Origin of the sequence: Microvirga arsenatis (genome assembly GCF_009910705.1) — a bacterium.
GTDB classification, from domain to species: Bacteria; Pseudomonadota; Alphaproteobacteria; order Rhizobiales; family Beijerinckiaceae; genus Microvirga; species Microvirga arsenatis.
In genome coordinates, this window is record NZ_JAAAXJ010000001.1 from 348849 (window position 1) to 365951 (window position 17103).

Annotated in this window: 18 protein-coding genes and 1 tRNA gene; 13 read left to right on the forward strand and 6 right to left on the reverse strand. The window is 65.6% G+C overall.

Annotated features, from left to right (window positions below; genetic code table 11):
* The first annotated feature begins 215 nt into the window (after window positions 1-215).
* From coaD to GR303_RS01675, 7 genes are all read left to right on the forward strand, one after another.
* Entirely contained in the window at window positions 216-716 is a 501-nt protein-coding gene (gene coaD, locus GR303_RS01645) for a pantetheine-phosphate adenylyltransferase (protein ID WP_161721660.1), read from the forward strand.
* Window positions 717-748: 32 nt separating this feature from the next.
* The gene (locus GR303_RS01650; RefSeq protein WP_161721661.1) at window positions 749-1297 is read left to right on the forward strand and encodes a peptidylprolyl isomerase; all 549 of its coding nucleotides are present in this window, start codon (window positions 749-751) and stop codon (window positions 1295-1297) included.
* Complete coding sequence (locus GR303_RS01655; RefSeq protein ID WP_161721662.1) at window positions 1294-1800, forward strand: hypothetical protein; 507 nt, start codon at window positions 1294-1296, stop codon at window positions 1798-1800. Before GR303_RS01650 ends, GR303_RS01655 begins: the two co-directional genes overlap by 4 nt.
* Window positions 1801-1842: 42 nt before the next feature.
* Complete coding sequence (locus GR303_RS01660; RefSeq protein WP_161721663.1) at window positions 1843-2310, forward strand: peptidylprolyl isomerase; 468 nt, start codon at window positions 1843-1845, stop codon at window positions 2308-2310.
* A 128-nt stretch (window positions 2311-2438) separates the two neighbouring features.
* Entirely contained in the window at window positions 2439-3515 is a 1077-nt protein-coding gene (gene queA / locus GR303_RS01665) for a tRNA preQ1(34) S-adenosylmethionine ribosyltransferase-isomerase QueA (RefSeq protein WP_161721664.1), read from the forward strand.
* 57 nt (window positions 3516-3572) lie between these two features.
* A complete protein-coding gene (tgt, locus tag GR303_RS01670; protein WP_161721665.1) occupies window positions 3573-4754 on the forward strand; it encodes a tRNA guanosine(34) transglycosylase Tgt in 1182 nt (393 codons plus the stop codon).
* A 138-nt stretch (window positions 4755-4892) separates the two neighbouring features.
* Window positions 4893-4968, forward strand: a tRNA-Lys gene (locus GR303_RS01675).
* 145 nt (window positions 4969-5113) lie between these two features.
* On the opposite strand, the gene GR303_RS01680 is transcribed toward GR303_RS01675, so the two are convergent.
* Window positions 5114-5350, reverse strand: a complete 237-nt coding sequence (locus tag GR303_RS01680) for a hypothetical protein (RefSeq protein WP_161721666.1) — start codon at window positions 5348-5350, stop codon at window positions 5114-5116.
* Window positions 5351-5603: 253 nt separating this feature from the next.
* On the opposite strand from GR303_RS01680, the gene GR303_RS01685 reads away from it, so the two are divergent.
* Window positions 5604-8183, forward strand: coding sequence for a CHASE domain-containing protein (locus tag GR303_RS01685; RefSeq protein WP_161721667.1), 2580 nt, complete (start codon window positions 5604-5606; stop codon window positions 8181-8183).
* Between the two features lie 12 nt (window positions 8184-8195).
* On the opposite strand, the gene GR303_RS01690 is transcribed toward GR303_RS01685, so the two are convergent.
* From GR303_RS01690 to GR303_RS01700, 3 genes are all read right to left on the reverse strand, one after another.
* On the reverse strand, window positions 8196-8540 hold the full coding sequence (locus GR303_RS01690) for a DUF6665 family protein (protein ID WP_161721668.1): 345 nt from the start codon (window positions 8538-8540) through the stop codon (window positions 8196-8198).
* 192 nt (window positions 8541-8732) lie between these two features.
* A complete protein-coding gene (locus GR303_RS01695; protein ID WP_161721669.1) occupies window positions 8733-9257 on the reverse strand; it encodes a GAF domain-containing protein in 525 nt (174 codons plus the stop codon).
* Window positions 9258-9414: 157 nt separating this feature from the next.
* On the reverse strand, window positions 9415-10464 hold the full coding sequence (locus GR303_RS01700; RefSeq protein ID WP_161721670.1) for an endo-1,4-beta-xylanase: 1050 nt from the start codon (window positions 10462-10464) through the stop codon (window positions 9415-9417).
* A gap of 72 nt (window positions 10465-10536) precedes the next feature.
* Between GR303_RS01700 and GR303_RS01705 the strand changes: the two genes are divergently transcribed.
* From GR303_RS01705 to GR303_RS01715, 3 genes are read left to right on the forward strand one after another with little or no spacing between them, the layout of a single operon-like run.
* Window positions 10537-12531, forward strand: a complete 1995-nt coding sequence (locus tag GR303_RS01705; protein ID WP_161721671.1) for a PP2C family protein-serine/threonine phosphatase — start codon at window positions 10537-10539, stop codon at window positions 12529-12531.
* The gene (locus tag GR303_RS01710; RefSeq protein ID WP_161721672.1) at window positions 12518-12853 is read left to right on the forward strand and encodes an STAS domain-containing protein; all 336 of its coding nucleotides are present in this window, start codon (window positions 12518-12520) and stop codon (window positions 12851-12853) included. The genes GR303_RS01705 and GR303_RS01710 overlap by 14 nt, the downstream gene beginning before the upstream one ends.
* Before the next feature lie 26 nt (window positions 12854-12879).
* On the forward strand, window positions 12880-13323 hold the full coding sequence (locus GR303_RS01715; RefSeq protein WP_161721673.1) for an ATP-binding protein: 444 nt from the start codon (window positions 12880-12882) through the stop codon (window positions 13321-13323).
* 3 nt (window positions 13324-13326) lie between these two features.
* Here GR303_RS01715 and GR303_RS01720 read toward each other — a convergent pair whose 3' ends face one another.
* Window positions 13327-13794 (reverse strand): hypothetical protein, encoded by a 468-nt coding sequence (locus tag GR303_RS01720; protein ID WP_161721674.1) that lies wholly within the window; start codon window positions 13792-13794, stop codon window positions 13327-13329.
* 293 nt (window positions 13795-14087) lie between these two features.
* Between GR303_RS01720 and GR303_RS01725 the strand changes: the two genes are divergently transcribed.
* Together GR303_RS01725 and GR303_RS01730 are read left to right on the forward strand one after the other, a co-directional pair.
* Window positions 14088-14885 (forward strand): PIG-L deacetylase family protein, encoded by a 798-nt coding sequence (locus GR303_RS01725; RefSeq protein ID WP_161721675.1) that lies wholly within the window; start codon window positions 14088-14090, stop codon window positions 14883-14885.
* Window positions 14882-15214, forward strand: a complete 333-nt coding sequence (locus GR303_RS01730; protein WP_161721676.1) for an STAS domain-containing protein — start codon at window positions 14882-14884, stop codon at window positions 15212-15214. Before GR303_RS01725 ends, GR303_RS01730 begins: the two co-directional genes overlap by 4 nt.
* Before the next feature lie 16 nt (window positions 15215-15230).
* On the opposite strand, the gene GR303_RS01735 is transcribed toward GR303_RS01730, so the two are convergent.
* Window positions 15231-17072 (reverse strand): glycosyltransferase family 2 protein, encoded by a 1842-nt coding sequence (locus GR303_RS01735; RefSeq protein WP_201751850.1) that lies wholly within the window; start codon window positions 17070-17072, stop codon window positions 15231-15233.
* Window positions 17073-17103: the final 31 nt, after the last annotated feature.

Sequence of the window (17103 nt, forward strand, 5' to 3'; positions counted from 1 at the left end):
CGAGCCGTTCGGTCCGCGCTTACGAGAGGCTCGCCAGAGCCGCCGGGCTGAGCACGGCGATTGCGGTCGCGAAGACGACGAACAGGCGGAACATCATGGCGGCTCTCCTCAAACCCTGACCTAGGGTTAGCTGGACTATTCCATGCTCCTGTCCAGCCCGCCGTGCGGTGGCGCACCGCTTGCAGGGACGCCTCAATCCCGCTACGCCTTGGCGCATGACCCGCACCGCCCTCTATACCGGCAGCTTCGACCCCGTCACCAACGGTCACCTGGACGTTCTGCGCCAGGCCTGCAGCGTGGCGGACAGGATCGTGGTCGCGATCGGCGTCCATTCCTCGAAAGCGCCGGTCTTTTCGGCCGAGGAGCGGGCGGACATGCTGCGCGAGGTCTGCGGGCCGATGCTCCAGGAGAAGGGAACCGCCCTGGACGTGGTGACCTTCAACGATCTCGCCGTGGACGCCGCCCGCCGGCACGGCGCGACGCTCATCGTGCGGGGGCTGCGCGACGGCACGGATTTCGACTACGAGATCCAGATGGCCTCCATGAACGCCGCCCTGGCGCCGGAGGTGCAGACCCTGTTCTTCCCGGCCTCGCCCGCCGTCCGCCCCATCACCGCCACGCTCGTGCGACAGATCGCGGCCATGGGCGGCGATGTCTCGGCCTTCGTGCCGGGGCTTGTCGCCGAGCGCCTGAAGGCCAGATTCAGGCGGCCATAAGTTTTCACCGTCCACAAGGGAGACACCCATCCATGAAGCGTTTGCTCGCCGTCGGAGCGCTCGTTCTCGCCGGCCTCGTTCCGGCCGCCGCCCAGCAGGCCACGGATCCCCAGAACACGCTCTTCCTCGACACCAAGGACGGCCGCATCACCATCCGCCTGCGCCCGGATCTCGCCCCGAAGCATGTCGAGCAGATCAAGACCCTGACCCGCCAGGGCTTCTACAACGGCGTTCCGTTCCACCGGGTGATCGAGGGCTTCATGGCCCAGACCGGCGACCCGACCGGCACCGGCACCGGCAAGTCGAGCCTCCCCAACATTCCGGCCGAGTTCACCCAGACCCAGTACAAGCGCGGCTCCGTCGGCATGGCCCGCGCGCAGGACCCGAACTCCGCCAACAGCCAGTTCTTCATCTGCTACGAGGGCTGCGGCCCGCTCACCGGCCAGTACACGCTCTTCGGCGAGGTGGTCTCCGGCATGGACGTGGCGGACAAGATCAAGAAGGGCAATGCCGCGGCCAACGGCATGGTCTCGAACCCCGACAGGATCGTGAAGGTTCAGGTGGCCGCCGACGCGAAATGATGCGTCCCTCGACGGCATGCGCGGCGCGGCGGCGCGCCGCCGCGCTCCTCCTGGCGGTGACGGTCGCTTCCCCGCTCGCAGCGCAGGGGCTTGCGCCCGCGACCGACCCGGATGAGGAGGAGCGCCGCCCCCCGCGCAGCCTGCCGGAGGGCCTGAGGGGCACGATCAGGCCGCGTCCCGAGGCGCCGGGCATCGGGCGGATCGACCGGATCGCCGACATCTTCCAGGCGATTCAGTCCTGCTGGCGCCCCCCGGCCGGCAGCGGTTTCTCGGGCCAGGAGATCACCTTGAGGCTCAGCTTCAAGCGCAACGGCGAGGTGCTGGGCCAGCCGCGGATCACCTACTACAAGGAAGGCACCCAGAAGGACCAGCGCGAGCCCTTCGTCCGAGCCGTGCGCGAGGCCTTCGAGCGCTGCACGCCGCTTCCGTTCACGGAAAGTTTCGGCCGGGCCATTGCCGGGCGCATCTTCTCCTTCCGTTTCGTCGATGCCCAGCCTATGTGAGCGGGCAGACTATTCCTTTCCAAGCCAGCACAGGAGACCCCGATGGCAGATCCGGAAAACACCCTCATCATGGAAACCACCAAGGGCCGCGTCGTCATCGAGTTGCGCCCCGACCTGGCTCCGGGACATGTGGAGCGCATCAAGACGCTCGCCCGCCGCGGCTTTTACGACGGCATCGCCTTCCATCGGGTGATCGAGGGCTTCATGGCCCAGACGGGCTGCCCGCACGGCACCGGCACCGGCGGCTCCGACCTGCCGGACCTGAAGGCCGAGTTCAACGCCGAGCCGCATGTGCGCGGCACCTGCTCCATGGCCCGCACGAATGCCCCGCATTCCGCCAACTCGCAGTTCTTCATCTGCTTCGGCGACGCCCGCTTCCTGGACAAGCAGTACACCGTCTGGGGCAAGGTCACGGAGGGCATGGAGAACGTGGACAAGATCAAGCGCGGCGAGCCCGTGCGCGATCCCGACCGCATCGTCTCCATGAAGGTCGCGGCGGACGCGGCGTAGAACAATCCGTTGGGCGTCATCCCGGGGCCGCATCGCGGAACCCGGGATCGCATCACAGGATAGAGTGCCATTCTCGTCACGCGATCCCGGATCGCCTTCGGCGTCCGGGATGACAGCTGAAAGCAACCATGCGCGTCGACCTGTTCGATTTCGAGTTGCCCGAGACCAGCATCGCGCTCCGCCCGGTGGAGCCGCGCGATGCCGCGCGCATGCTCGTGGTCCGGCCGGAGAAGGGCGTGGAGGACCGCATCGTCCGCGACCTGCCGGACCTGCTGCAGCCCGGCGACGTGCTGGTGCTCAACGACACCAAGGTCATCCCCTCCCGGCTCTACGGCCTGCGCATCCGCGAGGAGACGGCCGCGCGCGTCGAGATCATGCTGCACAAGAGGGAAGGCGCCGACCGCTGGCGCGCCTTCGCCCGGCCGGCCAAGAAGCTCAATGTGGGCGACCGCATCCGCTTCGGCGAGTCGTCCGAGAGCGCTGCCTGCGAGCTCGTGCGCCTCGATGCGGAGGTGGAGGAGAAAGGCGAGGGAGGCGACGTGGCCTTGCGCTTCTCCTTTGCCGGCGCGTTCCTCGACGAGGCCATCGCCCGGCTCGGGGAGCTGCCGCTGCCGCCCTATATCGCGGGAAAACGTCCGACCGACGACAAGGACCTGCGCGACTACCAGACCGTCTACGCCAAGGACGAGGGCGCTGTTGCGGCTCCCACGGCCGGCCTGCACTTCACCGAAGATCTCTTCCGTCGGCTCGACGCGCGCGGCATCGCCCGCCACTTCGTCACGCTCCATGTGGGCGCGGGCACCTTCCTGCCCGTGAAGGCGGAGGACACGGAGGAGCACCGGATGCATGCGGAATGGGGCTCCGTGTCGGAGGAGACCGCCAGGGCGCTCAACGAGGCGCGGGCGCGGGGAGGGCGGATCGTGGCGGTCGGCACCACCTCCTTGAGGCTCCTGGAAAGCGCCGCCCGGGAGGACGGGACCGTTGCGCCCTTCTCCGGCGATACCTCGATCTTCATCACGCCGGGCTACCGCTTCAAGGCGGTGGACGTGCTGATGACCAATTTCCACCTGCCGCGCTCGACCCTGTTCATGCTGGTCTCGGCCTTTTCGGGGCTGGATTGCATGAAGGCGGCCTATGCCCACGCCATCGAAACAGGCTATCGCTTCTACTCCTATGGCGATGCGAGTCTGCTGTTTCGGCGTTGATACTCCATGTCATCCCCGGCGTGCGGAAGGGGATCCCCTCTTGGACAGAGATTCTGAATGACCACCGAGACCTTCACCTTCACCGTCACCAAGACCGACGGGGCGGCGCGCACCGGCGAGATCCGGATGCCGCGCGGCGTCATCCGCACGCCGGCCTTCATGCCGGTGGGCACGGCCGCCACCGTGAAGGCCATGTATCCCGACCAGGTGAAGGCGCTGGGCGCCGATGTGGTGCTCGGCAACACCTACCACCTCATGCTGCGCCCCGGCGCGGAGCGGGTGGCGCGGCTCGGCGGGCTGCATCACTTCATGAACTGGCCCTATCCGATCCTCACCGATTCCGGCGGCTTCCAGGTCATGTCCCTGTCGGCCCTGCGCAAGATCGACGAGACCGGCGTCACCTTCCAGTCCCATATCGACGGCTCGACCCATGTGCTGACGCCCGAGCGCTCCATCGAGATCCAGGGCCTGCTCGGCTCCGACATCCAGATGCAGCTCGACGAATGCGTGAAGCTGCCGTGCCCCGACGAGGTGGCCGAGAAGGCCATGCGCCTGTCCTTGCGCTGGGCGGAGCGCTGCCGGGTCGCCTTCGGCGAGCAGCCCGGCAAGGCCATGTTCGGCATCGTCCAGGGCGGGGCGGTCGAGCGGCTGCGGGTCGAGAGCGCTAAGGAACTCGCCGCCCTCGACCTCAAGGGCTACGCCATCGGCGGCCTGGCCGTGGGCGAGCCGCAGGAGGTGATGCTGCGCATGATCGAGACCGTCGAGCCGCACATGCCGAGGGAAAAGCCCCGCTACCTCATGGGCGTCGGCACGCCGGACGACATCGTGGAGGCGGTGCGCCGGGGCGTCGACATGTTCGACTGCGTCATGCCCACCCGCGCCGGCCGCCACGGGCAGGTCTTCACCCGCCACGGCCGCATGAACCTGCGCAACGCCCGCTTCGCCGAGGACACGCGGCCCCTCGACCCGGAGTCGAAATGCGTCGCATCGAACACCTATTCCAGGGCCTATCTGCACCACCTCGTCCGTTCCAACGAGATCCTCGGGATGATGCTGCTCACCTGGAACAACCTGGCCTATTACCAGGAGCTGATGGCCGGCCTGCGCAAGGCGATCGCCGAGGGGCGGCTCGAGGACCATATCGGCGAGGTCAAGGAAGGCTGGGCGAGGGGAGAACGCGACAGCAAGGCCGAGCAGGGGCAGCACGCCAACAACATGGCCATGGCGGCAGAAGGCTGATTTCCGGCAATCCTTGTCGTTTTTCCTGCTTGTCTTGAAAGACAACCCCGTTTTCACCCCGGCCTTGAGGAAAAGGCCGGCTCAGGGGGCTTTTCGATTGACCTTGGCCCCGAGAGCCCCTATCTCGGGCCACTCTGGGAGCGCGTAGCTCAGCCGGTAGAGCATCTGACTTTTAATCAGAGGGTCCTGGGTTCGAGTCCCAGCGCGCTCACCACCTCCCCGAAAAATCTCCCGATCATGTGCGGCCATCCGGCGGGCCGCCCCGTCTGCATGGCCGATCCCCCGGGTTGGCCGTTGGCTTCGGAACGGCCTCGGCTCCCCGCCGAGAAGCTTCCTGCGGAGTTGCGCGTTCCGGAACCTTAGCGCTTCGGGGCCTTGCGGGCTGCCCTTTCCATGCCCCTGGGGTCGTTCTCGACCCCTTTCTTGAGCACCTTGGCTGCAGCCTCCTGTTCCTGTTCGAGGGGAGCGGGGATGGGTGCGGTGTCGCCTCGGGCTTCGAGGCCTTGCTCCTTCGGCTTCCGGCTTCCCGCCTTCGCGGCAGATTTCAGGGAGCGCAGAGCCTCGGGCTGCTGACCGTCCTGCATACGGTTGGGCATGGGTGCGTTCCTTCCAATCGGCGTCATCTCCGCCTCGCAAAGGCAATTCCCGTCGAGGCTTGGCGTTCCCTTGGCATGGCACCGCGCCCCCCTGCTGCTGGCGCTTTCGAGCTGCCTGTATCAAGCCGACGCACTTTTCACAGGTATCACCTCCGATTATATGCCATCCTTCCCTGATCCTTGATGCTTGTGTCGGATGGTGGAGCGGAGCCCATTCTGCTCATATGCTGCGCCCGACCACTTCGGATGATCGATGCTCCAACAGCCGCGCCGCTGGCGTATGCTCATTCCTCTTGCGACCCTGCTGGGCGGGGCTGTGGTCTCGATGCTCGTCGCAGCGAGCCTTTGGAGCGTGATCGACGCACGCGACCGCATCAGCTTCGAGCGGAGGGTGGACCAGACGCAGGATGCCATTCGCGACCGGCTCGACACCTACATTACCCTGCTGCGCGCCGGCGCGGGCCTCTTCAACGCCAACCGGCTCGAGGTCGATCGGGAGGCCTTCAGGGCCTTCGCGGCCGGGCTGCGGCTGAACAAGGATTATCCGGGCATCCAGGGGATCGGGTTCTCGGCCCGCGTCCTGCCGGATCAGCGTGAGGCCTTCGTCCGGGCGCAGCGCGAGGGAGGAGTGCCGGGCTTCCGGATCTGGCCCGATCACCCCCGGTCCGAGTTTCATTCCATCATTTACCTGGAACCGCTGGATTCCCGGAACGAAGCCGCCATCGGCTTCGACATGTTCACGGAGGCGACGCGCAGGGCTGCGATGGAGAGAGCCCGCGATACCGGGCAGCCTGCAGCGAGCGGCAGGGTCGAGCTGGTCCAGGAGATCGACGAGGCCAAGCAGGCCGGATTCTTGCTCTATGTCCCGGTGTATAGGGGTGGGGAGACGCCCAAGACAACGTCCGAGCGGCAGGCGATGCTCGCCGGTTTCGTCTACAGCCCCTTTCGCGCCGGCGATCTGTTCACCGCCATCCTGCAGGGCGGGCGCAATCCGGGCTTGGAGCTCCAGGTGTTCGAAGGCGAGCCTTCCCCGCAGAATCTCCTGCACCGGTCCGGCCCGCGCGAGACCGGGGGGCAGGGCGAGCGGGCTGCCCGCTATACGGAGACCCGCACGCTCGACGTTGCGGGGCGTCAATGGACGATCGCATACCGCAGCAGCCAGCAGCTGGAGATGAGTTCCAACCTGTCGCTCATTCCCCTCTTCCTGGCCGGCGGCCTGCTCGCAACGATCCTGGTCTCGGCGGTGCTCTGGGCCGAGGTCAAGGCACGTTCCGCGGCCGACCGGACGAGCCGGGAGGCCCAGGATCGCGCCTTGGAGCTTTCCGTGCTGAACCGCACCGGCGCGGCCATTGCGGCGGAGCTCGATCTGGAGCGCATCGTGCAGCTGGTGACGGATGCAGGCGTCGAGCTCACGGGCGCTCAGTTCGGGGCGTTCTTCTACAATGTCGTGAATGCCCAAGGCGAGGCGTACACCCTGTACACCTTGTCGGGCGTGGAGCGCGAAAGCTTCTCCAGGTTTCCCATGCCTCGCGCGACCGCGGTGTTCCACCCGACCTTCGTGGGCGAAAGCATCATCCGGTCCGACGACATCCTCCAGGATCCCCGCTACGGGAAGAACGAACCCTACAAGGGGATGCCGGAGGGGCACCTGCCGGTTCGCAGCTATCTCGCCGTGCCGGTCGCCTCGCGTACGGGCGAGATTCTGGGAGGCCTGTTCTTCGGTCATCCCGAGCCCGGCAGATTCAGGCCGGAGCACGAAAGTCTCCTGGTCGGCATCGCAGGGCAGGCTGCCGTTGCCATCGACAATGCCCGCCTGTTCCAGAACGCCCAACGCGAACTCGAGGAGCGCCGTCGGGCGCAGGAGGGGCTGCGGGAAGGCGAGGAGAGGCTGCGGCTGGCCCTGGAAGCGGGCAGACTCGGCACCTGGGAGCTGGACATCCCCTCCAACCGCCGCCTGCTGTCGTCCCGGTCGGCGGAGATCTTCGGGGTTTCGGCGGAGGAGCTCCTCGAGCGTGAGGCCTGGCAGGCCGTGATCCATCCTGACGACAGGGACCGGGTCAACGAGGCCTTCCGGCAGGCGCTGGAGGGGGGAGCGTCCTACCGGGCGGAATTCCGCGTTCTGGCGAGGGACGGGCGGGAACGCTGGGTCAGCTCGCAGGCGATCGTGCACCGGGACGAGGCTGGGGCCCCCCAGCGGGTCGTCGGCATCCACCAGGACATCACCGAGCGCAAGCGCTGGGAGGAGCACCAGATGCTCCTGATCAACGAGCTGAACCACCGGGTGAAGAACACCCTGGCCACCGTGCAGTCCATTGCCGGCCAGACCCTTCGGAGCGCCTCGTCCATGGAGCAGGTGCGCGAGGACCTCGAAGGGCGGCTGTTCGCCCTGTCCCGCGTCCACAATGTCCTGACCCGTGAGAGCTGGGAGGGGGCCAGCCTCCGCGAGGTGGTGGAACAGGCCGTTGAGCCCTACCGCCGGAGCGACGACGACCGTTTCCATGTGGCCGGAGAGGATGTTCGACTTTCTCCCCGGATGGCTCTGGCCATTGCCCTGGCCCTGCAGGAGCTGACGACGAATGCGGTCAAATACGGCGCCCTCTCGAATGCGACAGGGATGGTGCGCATCACATGGAGGATTTCCGGCGCCCCGACCCGCCGGCGCCTCGTGCTGCGCTGGGAGGAGGCCGGCGGGCCGGCTGTGGACCCGCCCAGGCGCCGCGGCTTTGGCAGCCGCCTGATCGAGAGAAGCTTCGCGATGGAGCTGGGCGGCCAAGCAACCATCGAGTTCCTGCCCGAAGGGGTCAGGTGCACGGTGGATGCGCCCCTTGCCTGAGCCTGCCTGCGATCAGGGCCTTCGTCTGGCCCCTCCAACACGGTTCAGCACCTCGCGTGGAATGCCGTGATGCTTCACCACCGCGTCCCAGTCCCGGAGCCCGCACAGCTCCCGCTGGATCATGAAGGCCCAGACCCTTTCGGCAGCCGCGTCCACCAGGTCACGACGCCGGTCGCCACGGTTCTCGCCAGGCGTTTCGGCGTCGAAATTCCGCAGGGCCGCGAGAGCCTGGTCGACCTGCTGCCCAAGCGTTCCCAGGGCATGCGCCTTCTGCTCCCGGATCTCGTAGTCCAGCACGGTCCAGCCGGTTTCGCGCTGGAGCCCCGTCGATAGGCTCTGAGGGAGGCGAACTGCCATTCCAGGTCTCCGCAAGCGTGAAGATGCGGGAAAGATGATGTCGGCTTTCCCGCGGGCAAACGTGACACCCTGGCGCAAGACGCAGCAGGACGCCGGCGCCTAGAGCTGATTCCTCTGACGTGGAATCAGCTCTAGTCTTTCCCCAGACGCACTTTTTGGCGGCGAACCGGACCCACTTCGCCGAAAAGCGCTCTAGCCGCCCGGGCGCGGCTCGACACGCTTGGCCGCTGCCATCTCCCGTTCGGCGATCTCCCTCACAGCCCTGTCCGCGAAGAGCCGAAGCTCGGCCTTGTCGCCGCGGGAAAACGTGCGCGGTTTCCTGTCGAGCAGGCAAAAGGCGCCCAGGCGAATGTTCTTCATGAAGATCAGGGGAGCCCCGGCATAGAAGCGGATGTGGGGCTCGCCCGTGACGTAGGGATTCTGCCTGAACCGCTCGTCGGCGAGCGCGTCCTCGACGACGAAGACCTCATCGCTCAAGATCGTGTAGTTGCAGAAGGCGGGGTCTCTCGGGGTGTCCCCCGGCTCCAGCCCCTGCGCGGCCTTGATGCGCTGGTAGGTCCTGTCGAGAAGGCTGACGAGGCACATGGGAACGCCGAAGTGCTGCCGGGCCTCGGCGCAGATGGCATCGAGGACGGGGTCCGGTTTGGGATCGAGGGCACCGGTTTCCAGAAGAGCCTGCAGGCGCTCTTCCTCATGAGGACCGGTCGGGAACGACATCGCTTACCATCCTAGGCCAATGACCAATACAGGCCTTCGTCTCGCCGAGGCGCGACGAAGCCGAACATACACTCGCATCCGCCGCTGCCTAGCCCAACTCCGCCATAAGGGTAGTCCTGTCCGCCTTGATGACGCGAATGAGTTAATGCGGTGTCTTTCATGAGCGAGCCTGATGTGCGGAAAAACCATTGTCCGCACCAAGGAATGCGGCGCGCACGGCATGCCATGCCGGCTTTCTCCTGAACGCCCGGTCCAGAAGCAGCGGCCGTTGCCGGGCGCCATCCGGCCGCGGCCTGAAGGCGTTGAGCCAGGTCGAGAAGTCGGCCAAGCCCCAGGTGCCGACGGCGAGGACCCGGCTTTCGTCCAGAACGAGGTCGAGATAGGCGCGATACGTATCCGCCACGATGCGATCGCGCTGCCTGGGATCGCGCGGGCAGAGATGATCCGACACGTCCATTTCGGTGATCATCACGCTCAGCCCCATCCCTCGGATCGTGCGAAGGAAGGCTCTGAACGCGGGATGCTGCCGAGGCTGTTCCAGGGCCGTGAGGTGGGACTGGATCCCGAGGCAGGCGATGGGGGTGCCCCTGGCCAGTTCCCGTTCAAGCAGGTCGATCATGTGCCGGCGCTTCCGCTCGGCTTCCGGCCCGGCATATTCCAGGCCCATCTCGTTGAGGACCAGGATGGCGCCGGGATCGCGGGCAGCAGCCGCGCGGAAGGCGGTCTCGATGTAATCGGGCCCGAAAGCCGCGAGAAAGGGGGACACCCGCAGGCCGTCCTGGCGGCCATGGGCCGGTTCCAGTGGCTCGTTCACCACATCCCATGAGCGCAGCCGGCCTGCATAGCGGGCGACCGTCCTCTCCAGATGCCGCAGGGCCGCCTGGGCGAAGTCCATGCTCTGATTGGCGCGCCGGCTTTCCGGGATCGCCTCGTGCCACCAGAGAGTATGACCGTGAAAGGCAAGGCCGTTGTCGGCTGCAAAGGCCATGAGCCTGTCGGCAGCGGAATAGTCAGGCTCATGGGGATGCCGGCCGATCACATCCCATTTCAACTCGTATTCCGGCGTTACTAGGTTGCAATCGCGCAGAATTGCACGGGTCAGCGGTTGCGCGGAAAGGTCCGAGGTGCAAAGAGCGGTGCCGCAAAGCAGGTTTCGTCGGGCGGCGGCGCTCGACAATCTGTGCTTGTTTGGTTCATCCTGCGACATCCATTCCTATTCCCCTCAACTGAGTACCGCATCAGTCCCAAACCCGCCAAAGTTCTCCCAGATCCCCTGCACATGAAGATTCGTCACACCCTGCTGATCCTCACGGCTATCCTCGGCATCGCCCTGCTGGTTGCCGTGTCGGTGCAGATCCGGGAAGAAATTCTGGGCTATGAAGCGACCGAGCGCATGGTGGCTTCGAATGCCGTGCGGGAGCAGCTTCTGCTGGGAACGGACGCGCTTGCCAACGAGCGAAGCCTGACCTTCGTGCTTCTCATCGAGGATGATGTCGAGAATGGCCGGCTCGAAACCCTGGGGGAGGCGCGACGCCGCGTCGACGGGTTTCTGCAGGCGGCAGAGAATGAGCTCGCCGCAGCCCGTTCCGCCTTGAGCAACACCGATGAGAGCCTGGCCTCGCTCTCGCGTGCCCGTCGGGACATCGTCGCCCTGCGCGATCAGGTGGACGAATATCTCAAGCCCGACCAGCCGCGACCGCGCGGAGAATTCGCTCCCCGCTGGTTCCGGCAATCCTCCATGGTCATCGAGGAACTGCAATCCTCACGCTTGACCCTGCTGCAACGCGAGCGTCCCCTGCAGCCAACCTTGCGAGCCGAGGCCAACCTGAGGACGTTCGGCGGCATTCTGAGCGAAAGCATCGCGCGCAACCAAGCCTTGCTGGCGCGCGCTCTGAGAAATCCGGATGCTGCCAGCAGCCTCGATCTGGAGGCGATTGGACGCAATGCCGGACGGGCGGGGCTCGCCTGGGAGCTGATCGAAGGCCAGAGGGCGAGCCCTCTGACCGAGCCGGTCAGGGCCGCCATCGCCGCCAGCCATGAGGATTACGATTCCACCCTTGCGCCCCTCCAGCAATCCCTCCTGACGGCCTTGCTGAGCAGGGTGCGTCCTGGCCTCGACTCGGGACAATGGTACGAGGTCGCCGGCCGTTCCTTGCAGTATGTCGCGTCGATGCAGAAGGAACTGCTGCGCAGTTCCCGGGAGCAGCTTCAGGCTGAGCTGCGGCGCGCTCAGCGGTCGGTTCTGCAGTGGTCCGGGCTGCTGCTTCTGGGCGTCGGAGCCGTCGCCGGAAGTATCCTCGTGGTGCGCCGGCGGATCGTGCAGCCCCTGGAGAGCCTGAGCCAGGCCATGCTCAAGCTGGCCGACGACGATCTGACCATCCCGCTCCCGCGGGTGAACCGGGCCGACGAGATCGGCGAGATGAACGACGCGTTGCGCGTCTTCAAGGCCAATGCGATCCAGCGGGAGAGGGCGCAGAACGAGAAGCAGGTGCTCCATGCCCGCCTGCGGGATGCCTATCGGCAGCTTCAGAAGGATCTCGAGGCCGCCGCCGTCATTCAGGGCGCCATGCTTCCCCCGCCGGCCCGGATCGGCGACGTGCAGTTCCAAGGCCTCTACCGTCCCTCGAGCCATATTGCCGGGGATACCTACAACATTCTGCGTCGCACGGACGGAGGGATCGGGTTCTTCCAGGTCGATGTGGCAGGCCATGGGGCCGCGGCGGCGCTGGTCTCCGTCGCCTGCCATCACGCCCTGTCGCAGGCCATCCTGACCCGGAACCAGGGAACGCGGCTGGATGAAATCGCTGCCCAGATCAACGACGACTGGCCCGACGACCTTCCGTATTTCACGATGATCCTCGGCGAGATCGATCCCCGCTCGCGCAGGGCCAGACTCGTCCAGGCCGGGCATCCTTCCCCGCTGGTGATCAGGTCCGACGGCACCGTCGAGCCGATCGGCGAGGGCGGTCTCCCTGTTGGCATCATTCGGGCGGCCACCTACGAGACGCTCGACTTCGCATTCGAGCCCGGCGATCGCATCCTGATTTATTCCGACGGCCTGATCGAGGCCGAGAACCCGCAGGGGGAACAGTTCTCGGAAGCACGGCTGCGCAAGCTGGTCGGCGATCATGCGTCAGCCGACGCTCCGGCCCTGCTCGGTATGCTCGATGATGTGTTGCGCAACTGGCGCAGCTCTGAAACCCTGGATGACGACCTGAGCGTTCTTGCCCTGGAGCGCTTACCCGAAAGGATCGAGGCTGATGCTGTCCACTGACCTGCGCAACAACGTCCTTGTCGTTCGTGTGGCTGAGAAGCGGATCGATGCCGGCAAGGCTCCCGCCTTCAAGGACGAGATGGCACGGTGCATCGATGCCGGGCAGAGCCAGATCGTGCTCGACCTGAGCAGCGTCGAGTTCATGGACAGCTCAGGCCTCGGGGCCCTGGTCTCCTGCCTCAAGCGCCTCGGCCCAAGGGGCAGCCTTGCGGTGGCGGGGGCGGGCGGCGCCGTCGGCCGGCTGTTTGCCTTGACCCGCATGGATCGAGTCTTCGCCCTTCATCCGGATGTCGAGACGGCGGTCGAGCGGCTTTCGGTCTGAGCGCTCAGGTAAGGGAAAGGAACGGGATGGTCTCCTCAATCAGCCTTGCGATCGACAGCGATCTCGACAAGGTCTCCCTCATCGCGCGGGCCGTTCGCGCCCTCTGTCAGGACCTGATGGAAGCGGAGGATCTGGACGCCGTCGAGTTGAGCCTGGTCGAGGCGATCAACAACGTGATCAAGCACGGCTATCAGGGAAAGAGCGGCAAGGACGTGCAAGTGGCAGTCGGCCTGCAATCGGACCGGGTCGTGATCGACGTGATCGACCATGCCCCTCCGATGGCGCCGCAGGTGCTCGAGCAGAACTCGGACAGCCTCTTCGCCTTCGACGAGGCGGATCTGTCGAGCATTCCGGAAGGGGGCATGGGATTGGCGCTCATCCGCATGAACATGGACGAGGTGGAATACCTCTCCAGCGACACCGAAAACCGCCTTCGCATGGTGAAGCGGATCGCTTCCCCGACTTCCTAGTCCCTAGCTCCTGGCCGTATCGAGATTGGCGATCCGCTCCTGAAGCGAGGGGAAGGCGATGGCTGCCGCTCCCAGCGCCGCATCGAGGAGCGGATTCGCCTCGCCCTTTCTGCGCTCCATATCCGTCAGGACCCGCTCGACCCGCGAAAGGCCGTCCTGCGGGGCCAGGATGCCGATTTGGACGGCGGACGAGAGGGCGACGAGAAGGGCTGCCCGGTTCACCGCGGCGCCGGGATCGGCAGCATAGGCTTCCTCCGAGCGCTGGAGATTCCTTCGCACCGCCGTGTCCAGGGCCGGAGGGATGGAGGCCGGAGCATTCCGTTGTCTGGCAACTTCCGTTGCAACGCGGCTCTGAATGCGCTCTTCCGTGTCCAGGGTTTCAAGATAGATGATGATCCCTGTCGAGATGGCGAGCGCAACGATGAAGGTGAGCTGTCCCCGGGCCTTGAGGAGGCCTTCCTTGAAAGTCAACGTCGAGCCTCCGGTAGCCTCTGAACGCAAAACTGGATCCGTCTGCCTCGTCCATAGCTAGAGGAGGGACGGGGAGATTGAAAGCCTGCGTCTGCACAATTCAACAGCAACGCTGGGAGAGGCTCGTCCATCGCCTGGAGCTTGCGAGGGAAGCCGCCGGATCCGGCCGCCTCCGGACGATCGGGGTTGGATTTCAGGACCCGCTCTTCTAGATCAGGAGCGACGAACTGAGACGATTCGGGCTGGGGCCACAGCCTCGGGCGTCCAATGAAAGGCGAGCAAAGCAGGGCCTCATGAGTGTTCTGACGTCAGGGGCAGCCCTCTTCATCCAGCCTCACTACGACGATGTTCCGCTGTCATGCGGGGGGACTGCTGCCCTTTTGGCCAGAGGCGGGCATAGCCCCTGCATGATCACCGTCTTCGCCAGCGAGCTTGTCGATGAGATGGTGGGCGAGTTTGCCGCTTGGAAGCATGAACGGTGGAAGGTAACCGATGCGGACCAGGTTCAGGCGGTCCGGCGCACCGAGGATGCGGAGGCAGCCCGCACTCTGGGGTGCCCTGTGCGCTGGCTCGGCTTGCCCGATGCGATCTATCGCGGCGACCGCTATACGTCCGACCCGGAGCTCTTCGGCTCGTTGAAATCCGAGGAACTGGAGCTCGCCGCGCATCTGGCGGAAGAGATCCGGAATCTGCCGGAGTGGCGCGACGGCATGCGGGTCTTCGTTCCCCTGGGCGTCGGCTCCCATGTGGACCACCAACTGGTGTTCGAGGCCGGCCGCCGCCTCGCGTCCCTGGGCGCCCACGTTTATGCCTACGAGGATTGCCCCTACGCCATTCATACTCCTGCTGGAGTCGAGGCTCGTCTTGCCAAGCTGGGCTCCGCCGTCGGGGAGCCTGTGATCGTGCCGATAGGGCAGGCGCTCGAGACCAGGATCGAGGCGATTGCCTGCTACCGGTCACAAGTTCCGGTCATCTTCAGGTTCACGGCAGATTTCCGAGGCACGGTCGCGGAATTTGCATTAAGGACGGGCGGGGGAATCGAACCCGCCGAGCGGTTCTGGCCCGTTCGGCCGTTGGACGGTGAAGGATGATTCTTGAAGTCGAGCAACTGCAGACGGACACCACGCTGATCCGCTTGAAGGGGCGTCTCGATGCCGCCGCCGCTCCCGATTTGCTGGCGCACCTGAACGAGGCCGTCGCGGAAGGCAGGAACAGCTTCATCATCGATCTGGCGGAAGCTTCCTTCATCGACAGTACAGGGCTTGGCGCACTCGTGTCCGGGTTCAAGGCAGCTCGCAAGTCTGGGGGCGATCTGCGCCTTGCCGCACCCAGCCCACAGGTCCAGCGTCTCTTGCGCTTGACCACCCTCGATCGGGTCTTTTCAATCGTCGAAACGCCGCGAGCGAGCCAAAGGCCGTGATCGCGCCCTTCCGGGCCTATGCCTTGACGCCCTCGACGATGGCAGCCTCGTAGACAGGATCCGGCTGCCAGTAGGCCGCGCGGATCACGGGCAGCATCGACAGGGCGTTGCTGAGGCCCCAGACCGTGTTGGCGATCATGGCGCCCAGGGTATAGCCCTCGCGACCCGTTCCGTAGCAGGCCCAGCCCCAGATCAGCCCCAGAACGGTGAGAGCGGCCACTCCGATCTGCCACCGGACCAGACGGCCATAGGTTCCGACCTGCCGATCCTTCGGGGTGACGGGGAAGGATATCTTGCGGCCTCTCACCACGGCCCAGAGCGCCTGAAGGTTCAAGGGGAACATGGCCAGGTACCAGGCCCGGCCCTTGGCGTTCGAATTGCCCCACATGGCGACGAGCTGCGAGAGTTCGTTGAGCAGCAGGAACGGGGTGATGTGGAGGAAGAAGTCGAGCGAGTAGCCCGCGACGGGAGCGATGCCCGAAAAGAGGAAGATGATGGGCGAGATCAGGAAGACGACGTTCCAGATCGGCGACAGGTAGGAGTAGAAGGTCGAGCCGTACATCAGCTTCTGGGGAAGCGTCAGGCCGCGGCGGAACAGGGGGTTGTCATGGGCAAGGATGTCCAGGGTGCCGCCGGCATATTTGAAGCGCTGGATCGTCCAGCTGAGAAGATCGTTCGGCGACAGCATCTTGGACTGAACGACGGGGTGCAGAACGGATTTCCATCCCCGCTCCCGGTCGCTGTGAAGCACGATCGAGGTGTAGATGTCCTCGGAGACATGAAACTTGTAGGGCTGGAACTCCTCCTCCAGCGCACTCTGCCAGCGCATGACGTCGCTGATGGACTCCGAGATGGCGGCCTCGCCGGTGAGTTGGCGTGCCGCCTTCTCGTTGCGCCCGGCTGCGGCGCTCACCTGGTCCGACCATTGCCGGAGCGCTGCTTCCATGACCGCCTCACGGCGGTGGATCGAGCCCGCGCCGCAGCAGAAGCTCGCATTGGCCCAGTTCCGGCGGCGCAGGATGACATCGAAGAAGAGCTGCGGGTCGTTGGCGAACGGATCCTCGCCGAGCTGAACCGGTCCGAACATGCGCTCGAAGAGCCTGCCGATCCCGCGCCCCACGGCGCCGAGCCGCCGCTCCAGGGCCGCCGGCAGGGGGATGCCGGGCGGGATGTCGTAGAACCAGTGGGGGGTCTGGACCCAGGCCACCTTGGGATCGCGGAAATAGCCCAGCGTCTCTTCCAGGAAGGAGGGGAAGGGAAGCATGTCGGCGTCGCAGATCATGATGAAATCGCCCGACGTGACCGCCATGGCGTTCCTCAGGTTGCCGGCCTTGAATCCCACATTGTCGGAGCGGGTGATGTAGTTCACCCCTTCCTCTCGGGCGACGGCCTCCATGGTCGGCCGCTTGCCGTCGTCGAGGACATGGATCTGCAGGTTGAGAGGGTGGGGGTAGGTGAGTTTCTTGGCCGCCTGCAATCCGGCCCGGACGAGTTCCGGATCCTCGCTATAGGTTGCGAAGAATACGTCTACGGAAACGGGCCGGTCCGGAGTGGTGGGATCGTCGGAGCAGTCGCGGGCGCTCACGGGAAGGGCTCCCCGTAGCGGGGACTTCGCCGACCAGAGATTGATGGTGAAGAGGACGAGACCGATGAACGAACCCGTCTCCGCGATCAGGAGCGGAATCGAGAACCATAAGGCATCGAAGTTGAGGGACTTCAGCCAACGCCAGCCGATGTACCAGGCTCCGAACACGAGGCTCGCGGTGCATAGGAACTGCCAGACGGTCTCGTGCAGGGGCGAGTACGGCAGAGGGGTCCAGGGAACCTGAGTCTGGAAGCGGGAGGCAGGACGGGGCAAGAACGGCATCTCCGGGAAGGCGGGACAAGGC

What these genes read in the sequence shown, in the direction of transcription:
- GR303_RS01660 (WP_161721663.1), top strand. Translation starts at nt 1,843, where the DNA reads ATGGCAGATCCGGAAAACACCCTCATCATGGAAACCACCAAGGGCCGC.
- GR303_RS01690 (WP_161721668.1), bottom strand. Translation starts at nt 8,540, where the DNA reads ATGGCAGTTCGCCTCCCTCAGAGCCTATCGACGGGGCTCCAGCGCGAA.
- tgt (WP_161721665.1), top strand. Translation starts at nt 3,573, where the DNA reads ATGACCACCGAGACCTTCACCTTCACCGTCACCAAGACCGACGGGGCG.
- GR303_RS01730 (WP_161721676.1), top strand. Translation starts at nt 14,882, where the DNA reads ATGATTCTTGAAGTCGAGCAACTGCAGACGGACACCACGCTGATCCGC.
- GR303_RS01695 (WP_161721669.1), bottom strand. Translation starts at nt 9,257, where the DNA reads ATGTCGTTCCCGACCGGTCCTCATGAGGAAGAGCGCCTGCAGGCTCTT.
- GR303_RS01705 (WP_161721671.1), top strand. Translation starts at nt 10,537, where the DNA reads ATGAAGATTCGTCACACCCTGCTGATCCTCACGGCTATCCTCGGCATC.
- GR303_RS01685 (WP_161721667.1), top strand. Translation starts at nt 5,604, where the DNA reads ATGCTCCAACAGCCGCGCCGCTGGCGTATGCTCATTCCTCTTGCGACC.
- GR303_RS01655 (WP_161721662.1), top strand. Translation starts at nt 1,294, where the DNA reads ATGATGCGTCCCTCGACGGCATGCGCGGCGCGGCGGCGCGCCGCCGCG.
- queA (WP_161721664.1), top strand. Translation starts at nt 2,439, where the DNA reads ATGCGCGTCGACCTGTTCGATTTCGAGTTGCCCGAGACCAGCATCGCG.
- GR303_RS01710 (WP_161721672.1), top strand. Translation starts at nt 12,518, where the DNA reads ATGCTGTCCACTGACCTGCGCAACAACGTCCTTGTCGTTCGTGTGGCT.
- GR303_RS01715 (WP_161721673.1), top strand. Translation starts at nt 12,880, where the DNA reads ATGGTCTCCTCAATCAGCCTTGCGATCGACAGCGATCTCGACAAGGTC.
- GR303_RS01700 (WP_161721670.1), bottom strand. Translation starts at nt 10,464, where the DNA reads ATGTCGCAGGATGAACCAAACAAGCACAGATTGTCGAGCGCCGCCGCC.
- GR303_RS01650 (WP_161721661.1), top strand. Translation starts at nt 749, where the DNA reads ATGAAGCGTTTGCTCGCCGTCGGAGCGCTCGTTCTCGCCGGCCTCGTT.
- GR303_RS01680 (WP_161721666.1), bottom strand. Translation starts at nt 5,350, where the DNA reads ATGCCCAACCGTATGCAGGACGGTCAGCAGCCCGAGGCTCTGCGCTCC.
- coaD (WP_161721660.1), top strand. Translation starts at nt 216, where the DNA reads ATGACCCGCACCGCCCTCTATACCGGCAGCTTCGACCCCGTCACCAAC.
- GR303_RS01725 (WP_161721675.1), top strand. Translation starts at nt 14,088, where the DNA reads ATGAGTGTTCTGACGTCAGGGGCAGCCCTCTTCATCCAGCCTCACTAC.